General features: G+C 61.1%; 17 protein-coding genes. 2 read left to right on the top strand and 15 right to left on the bottom strand.

Features of this window, described 5'->3' with window-relative positions; all coding sequences use genetic code 11:
• Positions 1 to 10 precede the first annotated feature (10 nt).
• The 7 genes from SMCB_RS03975 to SMCB_RS13245 all read right to left on the bottom strand — a co-directional run bounded on the left by SMCB_RS03975 (position 11) and on the right by SMCB_RS13245 (position 8,149).
• Positions 11 to 1,186: a hypothetical protein gene (locus tag SMCB_RS03975; RefSeq protein ID WP_045535237.1), complete on the bottom strand. Its 1,176-nt coding sequence runs from the start codon at positions 1,184 to 1,186 to the stop codon at positions 11 to 13.
• Positions 1,183 to 3,102, bottom strand: coding sequence for an ORC-CDC6 family AAA ATPase (locus SMCB_RS12415; protein WP_082027216.1), 1,920 nt, complete (start codon positions 3,100 to 3,102; stop codon positions 1,183 to 1,185). The genes SMCB_RS03975 and SMCB_RS12415 overlap by 4 nt, the downstream gene beginning before the upstream one ends.
• The gene (locus SMCB_RS12110) at positions 3,103 to 4,317 is read right to left on the bottom strand and encodes a phosphoribosyltransferase-like protein (protein WP_052468405.1); all 1,215 of its coding nucleotides are present in this window, start codon (positions 4,315 to 4,317) and stop codon (positions 3,103 to 3,105) included.
• An 18-nt stretch (positions 4,318 to 4,335) separates the two neighbouring features.
• On the bottom strand, positions 4,336 to 6,273 hold the full coding sequence (locus tag SMCB_RS03960) for an HAD hydrolase family protein (RefSeq protein ID WP_045535233.1): 1,938 nt from the start codon (positions 6,271 to 6,273) through the stop codon (positions 4,336 to 4,338).
• A gap of 17 nt (positions 6,274 to 6,290) precedes the next feature.
• Positions 6,291 to 6,926 carry an NADAR family protein gene (locus SMCB_RS03955; protein ID WP_082027215.1) on the bottom strand — a complete coding sequence of 212 codons (636 nt, stop codon included), beginning with the start codon at positions 6,924 to 6,926 and terminating at the stop codon, positions 6,291 to 6,293.
• Positions 6,923 to 7,081 carry a hypothetical protein gene (locus tag SMCB_RS03950; protein WP_231851241.1) on the bottom strand — a complete coding sequence of 53 codons (159 nt, stop codon included), beginning with the start codon at positions 7,079 to 7,081 and terminating at the stop codon, positions 6,923 to 6,925. Before SMCB_RS03950 ends, SMCB_RS03955 begins: the two co-directional genes overlap by 4 nt.
• A 384-nt stretch (positions 7,082 to 7,465) precedes the next feature.
• Positions 7,466 to 8,149 (bottom strand): transposase, encoded by a 684-nt coding sequence (locus SMCB_RS13245; RefSeq protein ID WP_338056287.1) that lies wholly within the window; start codon positions 8,147 to 8,149, stop codon positions 7,466 to 7,468.
• Positions 8,150 to 8,386: 237 nt separating this feature from the next.
• On the opposite strand from SMCB_RS13245, the gene SMCB_RS03940 reads away from it, so the two are divergent.
• Positions 8,387 to 9,919 carry an IS5 family transposase gene (locus SMCB_RS03940; RefSeq protein ID WP_338056286.1) on the top strand — a complete coding sequence of 511 codons (1,533 nt, stop codon included), beginning with the start codon at positions 8,387 to 8,389 and terminating at the stop codon, positions 9,917 to 9,919.
• 145 nt (positions 9,920 to 10,064) lie between these two features.
• Here the strand turns inward: SMCB_RS03940 and SMCB_RS03935 are convergent, their stop codons facing one another.
• The 8 genes from SMCB_RS03935 to SMCB_RS03900 form a co-directional block, all read right to left on the bottom strand.
• Positions 10,065 to 10,322, bottom strand: coding sequence for a hypothetical protein (locus SMCB_RS03935; protein WP_045535227.1), 258 nt, complete (start codon positions 10,320 to 10,322; stop codon positions 10,065 to 10,067).
• Positions 10,323 to 10,630: 308 nt separating this feature from the next.
• Positions 10,631 to 11,581, bottom strand: a complete 951-nt coding sequence (locus tag SMCB_RS03930; RefSeq protein ID WP_045535225.1) for a Gfo/Idh/MocA family oxidoreductase — start codon at positions 11,579 to 11,581, stop codon at positions 10,631 to 10,633.
• 14 nt (positions 11,582 to 11,595) lie between these two features.
• The gene (locus tag SMCB_RS03925; RefSeq protein ID WP_045535223.1) at positions 11,596 to 12,474 is read right to left on the bottom strand and encodes a class III extradiol dioxygenase subunit beta; all 879 of its coding nucleotides are present in this window, start codon (positions 12,472 to 12,474) and stop codon (positions 11,596 to 11,598) included.
• A gap of 3 nt (positions 12,475 to 12,477) precedes the next feature.
• On the bottom strand, positions 12,478 to 12,927 hold the full coding sequence (gene ligA / locus SMCB_RS03920; protein ID WP_045535219.1) for a protocatechuate 4,5-dioxygenase subunit alpha: 450 nt from the start codon (positions 12,925 to 12,927) through the stop codon (positions 12,478 to 12,480).
• Positions 12,928 to 13,028: 101 nt separating this feature from the next.
• Positions 13,029 to 13,958, bottom strand: coding sequence for an amidohydrolase family protein (locus SMCB_RS03915; RefSeq protein WP_045535217.1), 930 nt, complete (start codon positions 13,956 to 13,958; stop codon positions 13,029 to 13,031).
• A 21-nt stretch (positions 13,959 to 13,979) separates the two neighbouring features.
• Entirely contained in the window at positions 13,980 to 14,663 is a 684-nt protein-coding gene (ligK, locus tag SMCB_RS03910; protein WP_045535216.1) for a 4-carboxy-4-hydroxy-2-oxoadipate aldolase/oxaloacetate decarboxylase, read from the bottom strand.
• Between the two features lies 1 nt (position 14,664).
• Positions 14,665 to 15,693, bottom strand: a complete 1,029-nt coding sequence (locus SMCB_RS03905; RefSeq protein WP_045537572.1) for an amidohydrolase family protein — start codon at positions 15,691 to 15,693, stop codon at positions 14,665 to 14,667.
• Between the two features lie 84 nt (positions 15,694 to 15,777).
• Complete coding sequence (locus SMCB_RS03900) at positions 15,778 to 16,467, bottom strand: substrate-binding domain-containing protein (RefSeq protein ID WP_171820278.1); 690 nt, start codon at positions 16,465 to 16,467, stop codon at positions 15,778 to 15,780.
• A gap of 147 nt (positions 16,468 to 16,614) precedes the next feature.
• On the opposite strand from SMCB_RS03900, the gene SMCB_RS03895 reads away from it, so the two are divergent.
• A complete protein-coding gene (locus SMCB_RS03895) occupies positions 16,615 to 17,571 on the top strand; it encodes a LysR substrate-binding domain-containing protein (RefSeq protein ID WP_045535214.1) in 957 nt (318 codons plus the stop codon).
• The last annotated feature ends 24 nt before the right edge of the window (positions 17,572 to 17,595 follow it).

Here is a 17,595-nt window from a genome sequence, read left to right as displayed (position 1 = left end):
CCGTCGTGGACTAGGCGTAGGCCTCACCGGTGAGAACGATAGCCGACACATCAGGCTTGGATGCACGCAACGCGGCAGACGAAACGTCATAGCGTTTAGGTTCTGCATAGGGAATTGCGACACCATAGGCACCATTGACAATGTCGAGCTTCATTTCGTAGCACGCAAGCGCGGCACCTAGGGTGATTAGTTTGCTCGCGAGCGGCGTGACCACCAAGCGACATCCTCCGATCACACTCAGGCTTCGCTTGTACCGCTTCATCGCCCCGAGCAGTTGCCGATAGGCCTCGAAGGGATTGCTTTCGTGGGCATAGAGAACATTGGTCAGGGGCGTCTCACGAGCGTCAAACAACGGCACCTTATATTCGATCAGCAGTCGGTCTCCTCGACGTGGGTCCCGCGACGGATGAGGGAGCACTGGGCAAATTTCGGCCGAGTCCGGAATTTGATCGTCCATTACCTTTTGCAGCTGCGACACTCGGTTCTCGCCGAGAACTGGAAACCAAACCAGAGGCCAGTCACTTGTACTTTCGGTCTGCAGCGCGCTCGCAAATCCAGGTATCAGCACGAGTTCGTTGCTAGGATCTTCGGACTGAATTTTGCTGTCGAGGTCGGCATCCTCCCCAACCAGAATCTGCAGGTTAATGCCCGATGCAGCCAGAGGAACTGCAGTATGGCGATTTGGCACCAAACGCTGCAAAAGTGCAAGCATCAGCGACAAATAGGCTATGCGGGGCATTGAACTGACATCGAGCACGATGTCAGTCTGATCGGTGACGGCCCGTAGCACCTCTTCGGTCCCCATCCGCAAAGCGTTGCTGGCGCTGAGATCGTCTTCACCCTCAGCGCTTGATCCGATCATGACGGTTCGAGCAGTACCGATTGCTGCAAACTTCGCCTCTAGAGCCTGCGCATTCGCGGCCGTCTCATCCTTGAGCTCTTCGCTCAGCTGGTAGCCACTGAATCCGACAAGCAACAGCTCAGCTTTCTCTACCTCGCATCCCGATGAAGTGATGCTGCCGATGAACCGGTCCATAACGACCTGCGCTCGCAAATCAAACCCACGACCACCAACATACAGCAACCGAACGCCCTTGTCGGCAAGTCGCCGATGCCGGAACATCTGGTCCCACATGTCCTGAACTTCCGCACCGCGTCGGAAGATGTAACGGTTCCACAGCGTCATCGCAGTACCTCCAGCGATCGGCGCTTGATTGGCGCAGACGAACGATCCATCCAGCCGATCATGTTTTCCACCGAAACGTCTTGCCAACCTCCGTATTGTAAAGGGAGACCGTGGTGCGCACAAAGGGACCTGTTCAAATAGAAGACTGTGCCCTCGTCCCTTGACGCGCTGGCCGCACTGTCCCGAGTCATCAGCAGATTTTCGGCAACGCACTCCCAAAGCACACGTGCCAGCATTGCATAGGGTTCGGACGTCTTCGTCTGCTCGCGACGGAGCCTGTTTAACTCATTTTGACTGAGGCGAATCCCAGTGACCCCAGGTGCATAAGACGCTGCGATTTGAAATGTCTTGTCCCGACAAAAGAACCCGATCGCGTCCAACAAACTCTGAGCGCGCTTTCCCTCGGTGTGGCTTTTTGGAATGAAGTCCCGCTTGCGTTTCGCTGTTTCCTTGATGCGCCGCTCCTGTTCCGCCGGGGACAAGCGAAGGTCGGGTTGCTTTCGGAGCACTTGCTTGGCCTGCATGGCTTCGTACAGACTTGCTGCAATTGCCAGAAGCTCCTCAACGTTGGTGCTGGCCAACGCACAAAGACGCTCGATACCGTAGTAATAGGGCAGCCTCAGTTCGTCATGGCAAAAGATCTCTGCCGCACCAAGTACTTTACTGTCACGTTCGTCGAGTTCCTCCGCTGGTAGCGGCGCCAATTCGAGGCTGAGTTGCCTTCGTCCCTCGGATCGGGCAATCAGAATGCGCGTGGCGTACAGCTCCACCAAATTGTCAAAGCAAACTGTCTTCTGCCCCTCCTTGGCGCGCGCGAGCCAATCCGTGTACCGGATGTTCTGCCTATGACGCTCCGTTTCCTTTTCAAAAACCTGTACCGCCTTCGTAAACAGGTCACCCAGGTCATCGGGAGTGAGCTGATTCTCTAGGTACTGTGAAAACGCACCCGCCGGTATGGAACGCTGCACATCCAAGCGACGATCTAGGATGCTTTGAGCGAACGTAGTGAACTGATGCTGGCCACTCTTTCCGCCCCACAGGTCTTCCATTGGATAGTGCCGGAGATCACGCCCCTCGCGCGCCCCTTGGGAAATCAATGCATCCTCCAATGCGATGCTTCGCTCAGCCAGCCACACCGGGACCGCAGGACGTAGTTCCACAAGTTCTTCCAGCATCATCGACCGCTGCCTCTTGCGAAGCTTCTGAAGGTCATCGATCATCAAAAGTCGGCGCGGAGCGACGACTTTGTCACCACGAAGAAAACGAACAGACTGCAGCCAAAGAACACTTTCGAACCGGACATGCACGGGCAAATCCACCGAAGCCTCACCGACCAGCGAATCAAGCTTCGCATACACCGCTCGTTCTCGTTCTTCCGCCCAACGAACCAGTTCAACTGCGGATTCGGCCACAGGGATTGATTTCAAGTCACGACCTAAATCGTCGTACTCCAGACGGACATCGACCAGTTGATCTGTAGACCCATAGCCAAGCAGCGAGGAAAGGCTTCGGAGCGCTCTCAACACCACGCGGCAATCCAACAACGCACGAAACAGTCCCGCCTGTGTCATTGATGCGCCAGGCGGGAGGTCGGCGTAGCCCGATGCGCACGACAACAACACTCCCAGAAGTTGCGGGCCATCTGACTCATGTAAAACCTGCCGTCCCAACAGCCTTTGGTACGCCTCATCCTGTCCAGCACGGGCATTCCAGAAGGCGCGCAATGCCGTCGGCGTAAACGCGCGAAGGAGGGTGGTCTTGCCACCACCAGGAGGACTGGTAAACAGGTGCACCGCCCCGTTGAACGCATCTTCGTGAAGTCGGTCAAGGATCTTCGGTGAGAACAGCCGGACAAACTCCTGATCGGACGTTCGTTCCGACATTCTTTCTAGAAAGGGATTTGCGCGGTAGGCCACTCAGAACTCCTTATGGCGGCTGACGCGTGGGAAAAGACCTGGAAAACCGTGGGCTTCAGAACCCCACAGCACGTAAACTGAATTATTTGGAGTGTTGTGTGACAACACCACCGGCAAGGCACATCCCGCGAAGCCCAACTGTGCCGTGGTCGTTCCGCCCACTTCGATGTGCTCGTCAAACGCTACTGGGTCGTAGTACTTGGGATTGGTCAGGATGGACTGCAGTTCAGTCGGGACCGCTTGCGTCAGGCCAACTTCTGGCTCGATGACGCACAGTACGCGCACCTGTAGGGGCTTGTAGTTGTTTTCAGACGTGAAGCGTTCCGACCAGTACTCAATATGGTCAATGGCTTGGCGTGTTGCGACATATAACAGCAGGAAAACTTCGTAGTGCGTGGTATCGATCAGATCGCCCTGGTGAAGGCGCTCGTAGATTTTCTTGATCTTCCCCTTGAACTTGCCCTTCTCGTTATCGAACCGAATGTAGGTATTTCCACTCCCGGAAAAATCATCCATCAGCCAAACCAACGTGAACTTTGCCTGCTGCTGGCAGGCACCGGAGGCAGGCTTCACACGCAGCGAGTCGAGCAGGCGATTGGCCTCAGCCTTGTCGCCGGCGTCGTATAAACGCCAGATTTCGTCGTTCTCCAAAGGCTTACTTGCCGGTGCTTTGGTCAATGCCTTGCCAAGCGCATCCAACATGTCATCGGCCTTGGCTTCGCCGAGTTCATAAGCCTGCCAGATCTGCTCGTTGCTGATTTCACCGTCGCTGAAACGGCGCAATTCGTTGGTGCGCGCGCCATCACTCAGCCCGAGATAGAGCGACTTGAACTGCAACTCCTGGAAGCGCGGATTGCGACATATTTCGCCCACACGGTAGGTCGGAATACCCTTCTCCTCTGCAACCAAACGGATTCGCTCCTGAACAATAACATCGGGGTACGCATGCTGAACCAGATGGGAAAGTTCATCGTCGGACACGTAGACGAGCCGTTTGAGCACGAAGTCCAACGCTGCCGCACGGTCTGGCATGTCGAACTGATTTAGCCAGAGAGCCAAGCTTTCGACGAACCGCTTACCGGGGCCGAACCGCTGATATCCGTCGTACTTGTAGTCCGCTAGCAGGCGAAGTACAGGAACGTTCTCCAGAACAACCTCCTGGTCCTGCCATCCCATGACCTTGGCAAGCAAATGCTGTGCATTTTCATCTTTCATTGGACCTCTATTCTCCCGTCATGCGCTGAGCTTGAAGCGGAATGAACTACTGGCAGCATCGATTTCTGCGCGCTCCAAATACCAAAGCGTGGCATCGACATCGCGTTTATGGTGCGGTGCCAGTTTCCACCCCCGGTCCAGGCGACGCGACGGCTGGTCAACGCTCAGCGAATACCGATGCTCGAGCAATGACGAATCGTTGCCGGGCCAAGCACCTTGATCGCCCATGGTCACGACTTGATACGGATCGATACTTCGCGCCTGGATGATCTTTGCAACGAGGTGCGATTTGTTGACGTTCACAGCCAACACGTCGACCGAATGCTTGCTGCGCACGACAGTGGTTGGATCGAGACCAGCTTGACGGAGCGAGTCAGCAATGACAAACCACATATTTTCGGCGTCTGCGCCCTCTTTAAAGCGGACACTGATCTGGTGTGGATAGGTCTCGCGAACGCGCTCGATTGGCACACCAAGACCCTCCAAACGTCCGAGAATGCGCCGCACATGGCTAAGGAATTCGTTGGTGATGGCCTGCTTCTGAATGTCTTCTCCGAGCAAGCCAATCCAGCCTCCGTTGTACAAGCCTAGATGTACACTCTGCCAGAGGTTCGACGGCAGTACGTTGCGCAAATGCTGCTGGATCGAGTCCCCACGTCCCGAAGCGATTCCAACAAAAATACCGGCATTCAACAGGCGCGTAAGTTGGTCAACGATAGGAACCATGGGCGGCGCCTCTTTGCGCTGCGAACTGCACAGCGTACCATCGTAATCGAACACGACAGAGTGGAATGCTTGCTGTGCCAGCGCCGACTCGAAGCGCTCCAGCGCCCGGCTCATCGCTCCGCTGGAACCGATAGAAGGCCATCGTGCGCCCAGAACCTCATACTTGGACTGCTCGCCCCGTCGTCCAGTCTCTTGCGGTCCTAGGATGAACGAGGGAAGGTCTACGTAGTAAAGTTCGCGGCCGAATGAGGGCACGTTCGGCTTGGCAGGGTCCTTCTTCAACTCGGCAGCGATGAGCGACACGAGCTGCATCTGAGCCACCAAGCCAGCAAGAAGGTCCTGCGGCCTAGCGCCCGCAAGCGGCATCGTGCAAACGGGCACATTACCCGGCAGAAGTTGCTGCATACGGGCCCAAAGATGCTCCAAACCGGGCTCAACGAGTGCGAGGATCGCGCAATCCTCGGGGCGCTCTGCAAGCCAAAGATGGCGGCCATGTGCGAACGACCGAAGGTCGGCGAGCTGGCAATAGAGAAGCGCCGATTCGGAAAGCTTGGATTCTAGGTCTGCAGCAACCGGTTTGAGCAGTGGAGAGAAAACGACGATAAGACCTTTGCGAGGAACCGCTTGTCGCACAAACTCACGTACACCGTCGAGCCACTTGGAAATTGGCAGATTGCTGATACGCAGCCCGTCAAGCGAATCAGGAAACTGGTTCGCGTCGGAGTCCAGCGCACCGTACGCGCGCGCAATCACAACAGCATCCATCAAGAGGCTGTTGGTCGCGAGGTACCCGTCTTTCTTGGCTAGATCGAACACGTGGGAGGTGACTTCGGGCAGTTCGCGAACGTGCTCCATCAATGGGCTCGATGCCCGGTTGGTCAGCACGTGGACAGTTCGCGAACTGTGGCGTCGTGCGCGATCAAGCGCTTCGACAATATCCGGATTCTTGCCCTCGGCCGAAATCATGAAGACCGGACTGGCAGCGGCGAGTGTAGGGTTGCAAATAATCTCGAGAGGCGTCGAAGGCCGCGACACCCGGCCCGTGTACGACTCATGCAGGTTGCACAGCAGCGACGCGACGGTAAAAGACCCGCCCGATCCGACCCCGATGATACTGGACTCTGCCGTGCTTGCGATCGCCAGCTTCAGCAAGTCAATATTGGCCGACATTGCGGCAGAGAAGCTGTTGTCGAGCTCCGCAAGTTCGCCGTCGTAGAAAGTACCACTCATAAGAAATGTGCAGTCACTTATGCAATGACCATTGAACGCTTGGAGGTCGACTTCATCTTTTCGCCAGTCGCGAGCGCGCCTGAACCTGACCGAGACGCGCGCTTTACTTTTGGTTTCGCATATTCCGACCTCAACTCCATCAGCATGACGCCAAGCGTGTTTTCGCCCTTTCCGTCAACTTCGCCCCATAACCGATTCACAGCGTTATTGACAGTGCCAGCTTCAACGAGGCGAGCATCACCGGTCGAAAGCAACAAATCCTTCAGATCGGCATGCTGCTCGAACTTAGCTCGCAACACGGCGCGCATTCGGTCGAACTTGATCTGCGCCCAGTTCGGCACTACATCCCAAACATACAGTCCGTGCGCCGCCATGGCTGCAAGTGACGGTGTCGGGGCACTGAGAATCCATTCACGAACGACCGGCTTGCTTGCCTTGCCCGCTTGATATGCGTGTTCGGAAGTGGGGTACACGCGGCCTTCGAACTCAATCGGCCGCGGGTAGAGATTGCTGAATGCGCCATAGGGTTTCTCATTGGCTCGATAAAAGCGGATTGCTCCGTCATACTCGCTCAAAACGGGTGCGGTCGGGCTTTTCCCTAGCGCGCGCTTGAGTTCCGTGGTCTTTGCTGCAGCCGGTTTTTCTCTTGTCATTGATGCTGTTCCTTGCCGTTTTGTCCAGCGGTGAGGCCGAGCGAGCGGCAATGATTGAGGATTAGCACCTCAATCAGGCTGGTGATGCCGCGGTGCTCCCGTTCTGCCGCCGCCTCTGCCGCCGCTTTGAGCTTCGGCTCAACTCGCAGCGTCATCGTGGCGGTCCTCACTTTCAGACGTTGAGTGGCCATCGTGTTCAGGCGATTTGCCTCATGGTTGTATAGGGCTTAAATGTACCTGAATCCGTGACCTCAATTGAGCCATCCCCTCATGCACGCCCAACCGCTGTCCGAAACAGGCATTTCTCGCACTTTTCCCGCCCAACGGGCCGTGCGAAGGCCCGGCGGCGCTCACAAACACCCTTTGCAAGGCTCTTGCAAGCCCATCTAGCAGGCCGTTGAAAAGTGCACACCAAAGTCGCACCGCCCCCTGCCGCGTCGCTTGCCAGCCGCCGCAGAGTGTACTTTCCAGCCTTTGCAGCACCTTTCAAGGCCCGTTTCATGCCAATGCGTCCATTTTGGACGCACCTCGGCCTTGAATCACGCATGATGCGCATCCCACCAGCCACCCATGGTGCCCATGCGCACTAGGTTGTAGGTTGCAAAGCACATCAGCGCCTGCCCAGCCAGCTTGGCCTGACCCTTGAGCCTAGTCCTGGCCAGTCCACCCACGGTCTTGATCCAGCCAAAGGCCTCTTCGATGCGCTTGCGCACCTTCAGACTGGTTTGGTAGCCCGCATGCCGCTTGGTGCGCCCATCGATGGCCAAGTGCTGCTCCTTGGCCGCCACATGGGGCGTGATGCCCAGCTTGCGGGAGCCCTGCACGAAGGCCTTGCAGTCGTAGTTTTTGTCGGCGCCCACGGTCTGCTTGCGGCCACGGCGCCTTTGGCGCCCCAGCATCTTGAGCGCCGCTTGGCGCTCTGCCGTGCCTTTGCCGTGGGTGTTCTCAACGTCCACCACCAAGCCGTTGCGGTTGTCCAAAAAAAATGCGGCTTGGCTTTGCTGCCAAGGGTGACGTGCGGGCATTGATTGCAGCGACGATGGGCTCAGGAACGCTTTGCACGGGCTCCGAAGGGGGTCAGGCCTTTCTGGCGCGCCACAGCGCCTTTTTGATAGCTTCGAGCTGAACCGGCCTGTCAAATCCCAGGCCAGATCTGCCGCCAAGTGGTGGCGGTACCAGCCAAATTGCAAGCGCTGCTCGATGCTGGGCAACTGCTCGCGCACCAGCCCTGCTAGGCTGCACGCATGGCCCGGCACCGAGCTTGGATCGCCCGCTTCCGCTGTGGATAACGGGTCCGCGAGGGCGCCGTGTCTTTTGCTTCTTGGTATTAAAAAACTCTCTTCTAAATGGTCGCCCCTGAAAAATCCCCAACCCCTTGATTTACCTTGCAAAACCAGCCATTTTCTGGTAAAATTTCCCCCAGTTTGATTCGCCTATGCGTTGATTTCTGGGAGTTTTTCATGTTCGCCTGCCCCGCCACCGACGATTTCTTCCGCTCACGTATCGACCACATGATCGATCTGCGCCACCCGCTGGCGGTGCTGTCTTCGCGCATGCCGTGGCAGCAGATTGAAGCCTCGGTCGCGCACCTGTTCGTGCGCAAAGCCCGTGCCGGTGTGGCCATGCCCGAGCTCGATCTGTTTGGCGAGGCGCCAGCGCCGCAGGCGCGCAAGAACAACGCCGGGCGCCCCCGGGTGGCGCTGCGCATCATGATCGCGCTGCTCTACCTCAAGCACGCCTTCAACGAATCTGACGAAGGCGTGGTCGAGCGCTGGGGCGAGACCCCGACTTGGCAGTTCTTCTCGGGACAAGCCTACTTTGAACACCGTCGGCCCTGTGACGCCAGCACCTTGGTCAAGTTTCGCCAACTCTTGGGCGACGAAGGCGTAGAAGAACTGCTGGCGCAAACCGTCAATGTGGCCGTGGCGCTCAAGCTGATCCAGCCCCAAGAGCTCGAACAAGTGATCGTCGACAGCACGGTGCAGCACAAGGCCATTGCCCACCCCACCGACAGCAAGCTGCTCGAGACGGCGCTGGTCAAGTTGGTTGAAGTCGCCAAGCAAGCCGGGATCGAGCTCAAGCAGACCTACGCCAAAGAGGGCCAAGCCCTAGGGTGCAAGGCCGGGCGCTATGCGCACGCCAAGCAGTGGCGCCGCATGAAGCACACCATCAAACGCCAGCGCACCATCGTCGGACGGCTACAGCGCGAGGTGCAGCGCAAGGCGGCCACCACCCTGAACGCCGTCTCCAGCGCAGTGCAGCAGGCCTTGCAGACCATGCTGGAGCGCGCGGCACAGATCGTCGAGCAAAGCGGCCAGAAAAAATCCAAGGACGGCAAACCCAAGCTCTACAGCTTGCACGCTCCAGAAGTGTCTTGCATCAACAAGGGCAAGAGCCGCCAGCCCTACGAGTTTGGTGTCAAGGTGGGCATTGCCAGCACGGCGCAACACAACCTGATCGTGGGCGCCAAGGCCTTCCATGGCAACCCCTACGATGGCCACACGCTGGCGCCCCAACTGGAGCAAGCCGCCATTTTGATGCAAGACACGGGCAGCAAGCCCAGCACCGCAGTGGTGGATCTGGGCTACCGGGGTGTGGATGCCGACAATCCGGATGTGCGCATCGTGCATCGGGGCAAGTCCAAGCGGCTCACGCAAGCAGAGCGAGAACTGCTCAAACGACGCCAAGCCATCGAGCCGATCATCGGCCACCTCAAGCAAGACCACGGCATGGGGCGGTGTCACTTGAAGGGCGAGCTGGGCGATCGGCTGCATGCGGTGCTGTGTGCGGCGGGCTACAACATCAAATGGCTGCTGCGCATGATCGCCCAGAAGGGCGTTGCCTTCTTGGGCAGCCTTTTTTTGTGCCTGCGCCGGGGTTCGGGATTTGCGGCGCTCAAGCGGCTATGGGGGCAGCGGCGCGCCGATGGGCTTCAAAGCGGCGGCTCATGGGCGCTGGTAGATCGGCTGGAAATGGCTGGGGCAGGGGAATGAATAAATCAGGGACGACTAAATGGTGCGCCATCGGTGTCACCTTTGCGGTATTCAACGGTGACAACCATGGCACCGCGGTGCAAGTTGTACACAAGACACCCATGGCAGTCATGAAAACGCGGGCTGTGCATAACTTGGCCCTTTTTCATGCCGCATAGTGAGAAACCAACTGGCTGACCAGCCTCTCCAGCGCGCGTTGAAGGTGCTGCTGGTGGGCGCCGTCGCACAGCGTGCCCACGTTGATCTGGGCGCCGCCCGGCTGGTGGTTGATCTGCACGTTGACCTGCTCGATGTGGATGAGCTGCGGGTTCAGCGTGTCGCCCGTGCGCAAGGCCTCTTTGATCTGGCCGATGCGCTTGGCGGCGTCGAAACCGGCGTAGTCCCAGCTGGCTTTCAGGATCACTTGGTCGTTCTCGTCACTGTACCGAAACTGTTACCTCGGGGGCTATGGTGAATAGCCGTGGCGTCAACAGAACAAGCAATAAGCAATAAGCAATAAGCAATAAGCAATAAGCAATAAGCAATAAGCAATAAGCCGATGATTTATAAACCAATTTATTCCTAGGCTGTATTGGACTTGAACCAACGACCAAAGGTTTATGAGCGCCACAACCCCAGCGAGCCAGTACATCCGCTGCCGCGCGCCGACTAAAAAATCCAACCGCCCCGGGCTTGTCTGGGCCCAAGCCCGTTGCAGCAAGTTTATAGGCCCTAGCCCTGCAACTGCTGCTCCAACTGGTGCAGCACGCGGTAGCACGGCAGCACCTGGGCCACGCTGGCTTTGGGTTCGCGGCCTTCGCGGATGGCGGCGAAGAACTCGCGGTCTTGCAGCTCGATGCCGTTCATCGACACATCGACTTGGCTGACGTCGATCTTCTCGTCCTTGCCGTTGTACAGGTCGTCGTAGCGCGCCAGGTAGGTGGCGCTGTCGCCGATGTAGCGAAAGAAGGTGCCCAGCGGGCCGTCGTTGTTGAAGCTCAACGACAGGGTGCAGAGGGCGCCGTTGGCGGCCAGGAGCTGGATCGACATGTCCATCGCTATGCCCAGCTGGGGGTGGATCGGGCCTTGCAGGGCGTTGGCTTTGACGATGGGGGCGCCGCACTGCCAAGCAAACAAATCCACCGTGTGCGCGGCGTGGTGCCAGAGCAGGTGGTCGGTCCAGCTGCGTGGCTGGCCGAGCGCGTTCATGTTGCTGCGCCGGAAAAAATAGGTCTGCACATCCATCTGCTGGAGGTTGAACTGCCCGGCCTCGATTTTCTGGTGCACGTACTGGTGGCTGGGGTTGAAACGGCGCGTGTGGCCGCACATCGCCACCAGACCGGTCTGCTGCTGCAAGGCCAGCACCGCCTCTGCGCCCTTGAGGCTGTCGGCCAGCGGGATTTCGACCTGCACGTGCTTGCCCGCCCGCAGGCAGGCCAGCGCTTGCTCGGCGTGCATCTGCGTCGGGGTGCACAGGATGACGGCATCCACTTCCTTGAGCTTGAGCGCATCGGCCAATTCGGTGCCCACGTGCGCGATGCCGTACTGAGCGGCCACTTGCCGGGTTTTTTCCAGGTCGCGGCTGATAAGCGAAACGACTTCGACTTGATCGATTTTGGCGATGGCGTCCAGGTGCTTGATGCCGAATGCGCCGGCACCGGCGAGGGCGACTTTGAGGGTCATGGCTGGGGTTTCCTTCAGGCGGGTTCTAGAACCAAGTGGCCAACGGCCGTGTTGCTTGCGGGCACGTGATAAAAGCGGTGGCGCACGCGGGGCGGCGGGCCCATCGAGCGGCCGTCGGTCACGTCGGGCATGGCGCCGCGTGCGATCAGCCACATCACCAGTTCGATGCCTTCGCTGCCGGCCTCGCGCACGTAGTCGATGTGCGGCCTGGCGGCGCAGGCGGCCGGGTCGGCGATCATTTGATCGAGCCAGGCTTGGTCCCACTCGCGGTTGATCAGGCCGGCGCGTGCGCCCTGCAACTGGTGGCTCATGCCCCCGGTGCCCCAGATTTGCACGTTCAGCGGCGCGTCGTAGCTCTCGATGGCCTTGCGGATGGCCTGACCGAGCGCAAAGCAGCGCCACCCCGAGGGCGCCGGGTACTGCACCACGTTGACGGCGAACGGGATCACCGGGCAGGGCCAGGCGCCTTGGATCGGATCGCGCTCGCCGAACAGCAGCGACAGCGGCACCGTCAGGCCGTGATCCACCTCCATTTTGTTGACGAGGGTGAGGTCGAAGTCCTGCTGGATGACCGACTGCGCGATGTGCGCCGCCAGTTCCGGGTGCCCCTTGACCACCGGCACCGGGCGCGGCCCCCAGCCTTCGTCGGCGGGCTGAAATTGGGCCGCGGTGCCGATGGCGAAGGTGGGGATGAGGTCGAGGCTGAAGGCGGTGGCGTGGTCGTTATAGACCAGAAAGATGACGTCGGGCGGGTTCTCTCGTATCCACTGCTTGGACTGCTCGTAGCCCGCGAAAACCGGCTGCCAGTAGTCTTCTTGGGTTTTGTGCTGGTCGATGGCCACGCCGATGGCGGGCACGTGCGAGGTATAGACCGAGGCGGTGATGCGGGCCATGGTTCAGCTGCCTTTCTGCTGGGTTTGGTGGGCGGCCCCTTGCGGTTGGCGGTGGGGCTGTGCGTCGCCGTCTTCGCCCGGGTAGCGGTTGCCTTGGATCGAGCGGCCGCCCTTGACCATCATGTCGCGGTATTCCTGCTCGCTCATGCCGGTCATGGAGCCGGCCATTTGCTGGAAGCTTTTGCCGTCGGTGGCGCCGATTTTGGCCAGAAAGTAGATGTTGCCGCCGGTGCGCATGCACCAGTTGAGGTCGCGCGCCAGCACGGCCTGTTTTTGCTCCTCGGTCATGGGCCACTCGTCGAGGTAGGCGCGCTCGTCGGCCTTGAAGCGCTCGCGGTTCTCGGCCTTCATCAGGCTCATGCAGAACTGGTTGAGCCAGTAGCCTTTGCGGCTTTGCTCGGCATCAAAGATGATGGTGCCGGGCACGTTTTGATAGGGTTTGTCCAGAGCCATAGGTACACCTCAAGGAAAAATGAATCGCCGCCGGGCCGCCCCAAGGCGATTCGCAGCCCCTCGGGGGGCAGCGCAGGCGCGCAGCGACAAGCGTGGGGGCATCATTGATCTGCCCAGTAGAGGCGCATCGGGTTGTCCACCAGCAGCTGGCGCTGCAATTCGGGTGTGGGTGCGATGTGCGGGATGAAATCGACCAGCAGGCCGTCGTCGGGCATGTGGTCTTTGAGGTTCGGGTGCGGCCAGTCGGTGCCCCAGAGCACGCGGTCGGGAAATTCCTCTACCACCTTGCGCGCAAAGGGCACCACGTCGCGGTAGGCATTCGGTTCGCCGTCGAGCGCATTCGGACCCGTCAAGGAGAGTCGCTCGGGGCAGCTCACTTTGCACCACACGTTGCGGTGCTCGCGCATCAACCGGAGGAACAGCCCAAACTGCGGCCCGTCCACGGGCAGGCGCACATCGGGGCGGCCCATGTGATCCACCACCACGGTGGTGGGCAGGCTGGTGAAGAAATCCCACAGCTCGGGCAGATCGACCGCCTCGAAGTAGATGACCACGTGCCAGCCCAGCTTGGCGATGCGACCGGCGATCTCCAGCAGCTCGTCCTTGGGCGTGAAATCCACCAAGCGCTTGACGAAGTTGAAGCGCACCCCGCGCACGCCAGCCTCATGCAGGGCTTGCAGTTCCTCGTCGGTGACGCTGCGCCGCACCGTGGCCACGCCGCGCGCCATGCCGCCGCTGGCCAGGCAGGCATCCACCAAGGCGCGGTTGTCGGCGCCGTGGCAGGTGGCTTGCACGATCACGTTGCGCGCAAAGCCCAAGTGGTCGCGCAGGGCAAACAGTTGCTCTTTGCTGGCGTCGCAGGGGGTGTATTTGCGCTCGGGTGCGTAGGGAAAGTGCGCGCCGGGGCCGAAGACGTGGCAGTGGGCGTCCACGCTGCCGGGCGGCAACTGGAACCGTGGCTTGCTGGGGCCGGTGAACCAGTCGAGCCAGCCGGGGGTTTTGGTGTAGTCACCCGAGGTGGGTTTGCTCATGGGTGCTGCTCCAGGGGCGGCTCAATCCACATACCGCAACCCGGCCGCCGCCAATGGCTCGCGCATTTTGTACATGTCCAGCCCCAGCACCCCAGCCGCCAGCTGGTCGCGCTTGGCGCCTTCGTTGGCTTCGCGCTTCTGTGCCTCGGCTAGCGTTTTCGCCGCCAGGGTCTTGGGCACGCAGACCACGCCGTCGTCGTCGGCCACGATCACATCGCCCGGCGTCACGTAGGCGCCGGCGCACACGATGGGGATGTTCACCGAACCCGGCGTGGCCTTGATGGTGCCCTTGGACGACACGTAGCGGCTCCACACCGGGAACCGCATCTCGCGCAGGGTCTTGGTGTCGCGCACCCCGGCTTCGATGATCAGGCCGCGTGCGCCGCGCGCCATGAAGCTGCTGGCCAGCAGGTCGCCGAAGTAGCCGTCGCTGCAATCGGCGGTGACAGTGGCCACCACGATGTCGCCGGGCTGCAACTGCTCGGCGGCCACGTGCATCATCCAGTTGTCGCCGGGTTGCAGCAGCACGGTCACCGCCGTGCCGGACACATGCACGTCTTGCTGGATGGGGCGCATGTAGGGCTTCATCAGGCCCACGCGGCCCATGGCCTCGTGCACGGTGGCCGAACCCAGGGCGGCCAGTTGGTCGGCAACGGCCCGGTCGGCGCGGCTGATGTGGCGGTAAACGACGCCAAGTTCGTACATCTCACAGTCCTTTCTGCTTGAGGGCCGCGTCTAGGCGCGTGAACACCCGGCGCGCGTTGCCCTCAAAGACCTTGAAGCGCTGCTCCTCGGTGAGGTTGGGCGTGGCCGCCACGTAGCGCTTGGTGTCGTCGTAGTGGTGGCCGGTTTCGGGGTCGATGCCGCGCACGGCGCCGATCATCTCGCTGGCAAACAGGATGTTGTCCACCGGGATGACTTTGGTCAGCAAATCGATGCCCGGCTGGTGATAGACGCAGGTATCAAAAAACACGTTGCCCAGCAGGTGCTGTTGCAGCAGCGGTTTTTTCAGCTCCTGCGCCAGGCCCCGGTAGCGGCCCCAGTGGTAGGGCGCGGCCCCGCCACCGTGCGGGATGAGGAACTTGAGGGTGGGGAAGTCGGCAAACAGATCGCCTTGGAGCAGTTGCATGAAGGCGGTGGTGTCGGCGTTGATGTAGTGCGCGCCGGTGGTGTGGAAGCAAGCGTTGCAACTGGTGCTGACGTGGATCATGGCCGGCAGCTCGTGCTCGACCATTTTTTCGTAGATCGGGTACCAGTGGCGGTCGGTCAGAGGCGGGCTGTTCCAGTGCCCGCCGGAGGGGTCTGGGTTGAGGTTGATGCCCACGCAGCCGTAGTCGCGCACGCAGCGCTCGAGCTCGGGGATGCAGGTGGCGGGATCGACGCCAGGCGACTGCGGCAGCATGGCCACCGGCACGAAGTGCTGGGGGTACAGCTGGCTCACGCGCGCGCACAGTTCGTTGCAGATAGCAGCCCAGTCGGACGAGGTGCGCAGATCGCCCACGTGGTGCGCCATGAAGCTGGCGCGCGGGCTAAAGAGGGTCAGGTCGCTGCCGCGCTCGCGCATCTTGGCCAACTGGTTGAGCTCGATGGTCTCGCGGATTTCGTCGTCGCTGATCTTCAGCGCCTTGGGGTCGGCCACGATAGACGGGTCTTTGAGGGCAGCCATCTGCAAATCGCGCCAAGCCCCGAGCGCCGGCGGCGCGGTGGTGTAGTGGCCGTGGACGTCGATGATCAGGGGTGGGCGCGTTGGGTTGGGGGGCATGGTCGGCGGGCGGTATTGGGGGTGTGGGGGGATGGGCGGGTTTGGCGAAAGCTGGGCTCAAAGCGGCATCATGCCGTGGCGGCGCTTGCAGTCGGCGCTGGCCGGTGAGGCCAAAAACTGCAAACAGGCGCGCACGGCATCGGGCTGCGCGCTGGTCGCGCACACCCCAGCGGAAAAAACGGTTTCAATCGCGCAACCCGGCGGCAGGGTGCCCAGCAGGGCGATGCCCGGCAGCGGCAGCAATTCGCTCAGCTGCTGGAAACCCAGCTCCACTTCGCCGCTGGCCACCAAGCTGCCCACGGGCACCCCGGGTGGCGGCGTGATGATGCGCGGGCGCAGCGCCTCCAGCAGGCCCCAGCGCTCGAACAGCTCAAGCAGCGCCGTGCCGCTGGGCCCGGTAGAAACTCCGAGGCTGCGCGCCGCCTGCACCGCCTGGCGCAGCGCCGCTTCGCTGCCCACGTCGGGCTGCGGCGCACCGGCGCGCACCGCCAGCGCCACCGGGCTGCGCACCCAGTCGATCCGGCTGTCGGGGCGCACGTGGCCGCTGGCGATCAGGCGCTCGATCGCATCGGCAGCCAGCAGCACCGCGTCGAAGGCCTCGCCTGCTTGCACCCGGCGCGCCGCATCGACACCCCCGACCGACTCGAGCCGCAGCTCCAGCCCCGATTGGGCCTGATAGTCGCGCGCCAAATCGGCCAGCAGCAGCCGGGTGGCCATCGAAGAAATCGCGCGAATGGTTTGCGCCATGGGCAGAGGGTGTGCGCAGGGGGGTGAAGGCTGAATGTGTATCGAGGTCGATTATGTTGCGCACGGGCGGTGCCGGCAAGCGGGCGTGCGGCGCTAGCTGATATAAAAAATTGGCATTTCAGGCTGAAGGCTATCTAAAATCTGCCTATGGACTTGAAACAACTCGGCTACTTCGTCCGCGTCGCGGAATTGGGCAGCTTCACCAAGGCCGCTGCGGCGCTGCAAGTGGCGCAACCGGCTTTGAGCCGGCAGGTGCGGCTGCTCGAAGTGGAGCTGCGCCAAAGCCTGCTGCTGCGCAACGGCCGCGGCGCGGTGCCCACCGAAGCCGGGCAACTGCTGCTCGAGCACGGGCGCGGCATCCTGCACCAGGTGGAGCGGGCGCGCGAAGAGCTCGGTCGGGTGCGCGGCACCTTGGCCGGGCGGGTCGCCATCGGGTTGCCGCCTTCGCTGGCGCGGCTGGTTGCGGTGCCGCTCACGCGCCGCTTTCGCCAGCAACTGCCGCAAGCCCGGCTCTCGATCACCGAGGGGCTGTCGGTGAGCATGCAAGACGCGCTGCTCAATGGCCGGCTGGATCTGGCGCTGCTCTACAACGCGCAGCCGCTGCCCGAGCTTGAGTTGCAACCCCTGTTCGACGAAGAGCTGATGCTGGTGCAAGCCCACCCCGAGGCTGAGCCCCATGCGCCGTCAGGTGCAAGTTCACCGAACCTTTCCCTGCACCCTGCCCCGCTGCCCTTGGCCGAACTGGCCCAGCTGCCGCTGCTCATACCCACCCGCCCCAACGCGCTGCGCATGCACGTGGAGGTGGAACTGGCCAAGCTCGGCCTGCGCCCGCGCATCGCGCTCGAGATCGACGGCGTTGCCGCCATTCTCGATCTGGTTGCCGACGGCTTGGGCTGCGCCGTGTTGCCGCGCCATGCGGTGGCGGCATCGGGCCGGCCTGCGGCCTTTGCCATGCGTGCGATCGGCCCGCCGGCACTGCGCATACCGGTCGCGCTGGCCTGCAGCGCCCAACGCCCCAGCACCCTCACCCAGCACGCCGCGCGCGACCTGATCCTTCAAGTTTGCCCGCAGGGTCAGAACACGCTCAAGGCGTTGGCACGGTAGACGGTGCCGGGGGCGTGGCCGCAA

The sequence above is a fragment of the Serpentinimonas maccroryi genome (genome assembly GCF_000828915.1).
GTDB classification, from domain to species: domain Bacteria; phylum Pseudomonadota; class Gammaproteobacteria; order Burkholderiales; family Burkholderiaceae_C; genus Serpentinimonas; species Serpentinimonas maccroryi.
The sequence above is the reverse complement of the archived record's forward strand: the minus strand, read 5'-3'. Positions and strand labels throughout refer to the sequence as shown.

What these genes read in the sequence shown, in the direction of transcription:
- SMCB_RS12110 (WP_052468405.1), bottom strand. Translation starts at nt 4,317, where the DNA reads ATGAAAGATGAAAATGCACAGCATTTGCTTGCCAAGGTCATGGGATGG.
- ligA (WP_045535219.1), bottom strand. Translation starts at nt 12,927, where the DNA reads ATGGCTCTGGACAAACCCTATCAAAACGTGCCCGGCACCATCATCTTT.
- SMCB_RS03895 (WP_045535214.1), top strand. Translation starts at nt 16,615, where the DNA reads ATGGACTTGAAACAACTCGGCTACTTCGTCCGCGTCGCGGAATTGGGC.
- SMCB_RS03960 (WP_045535233.1), bottom strand. Translation starts at nt 6,273, where the DNA reads ATGAGTGGTACTTTCTACGACGGCGAACTTGCGGAGCTCGACAACAGC.
- SMCB_RS03900 (WP_171820278.1), bottom strand. Translation starts at nt 16,467, where the DNA reads ATGGCGCAAACCATTCGCGCGATTTCTTCGATGGCCACCCGGCTGCTG.
- SMCB_RS03975 (WP_045535237.1), bottom strand. Translation starts at nt 1,186, where the DNA reads ATGACGCTGTGGAACCGTTACATCTTCCGACGCGGTGCGGAAGTTCAG.
- SMCB_RS03940 (WP_338056286.1), top strand. Translation starts at nt 8,387, where the DNA reads ATGTTCGCCTGCCCCGCCACCGACGATTTCTTCCGCTCACGTATCGAC.
- SMCB_RS03950 (WP_231851241.1), bottom strand. Translation starts at nt 7,081, where the DNA reads ATGACGCTGCGAGTTGAGCCGAAGCTCAAAGCGGCGGCAGAGGCGGCG.
- ligK (WP_045535216.1), bottom strand. Translation starts at nt 14,663, where the DNA reads ATGTACGAACTTGGCGTCGTTTACCGCCACATCAGCCGCGCCGACCGG.
- SMCB_RS03925 (WP_045535223.1), bottom strand. Translation starts at nt 12,474, where the DNA reads ATGGCCCGCATCACCGCCTCGGTCTATACCTCGCACGTGCCCGCCATC.
- SMCB_RS03930 (WP_045535225.1), bottom strand. Translation starts at nt 11,581, where the DNA reads ATGACCCTCAAAGTCGCCCTCGCCGGTGCCGGCGCATTCGGCATCAAG.
- SMCB_RS03915 (WP_045535217.1), bottom strand. Translation starts at nt 13,958, where the DNA reads ATGAGCAAACCCACCTCGGGTGACTACACCAAAACCCCCGGCTGGCTC.
- SMCB_RS03955 (WP_082027215.1), bottom strand. Translation starts at nt 6,926, where the DNA reads ATGACAAGAGAAAAACCGGCTGCAGCAAAGACCACGGAACTCAAGCGC.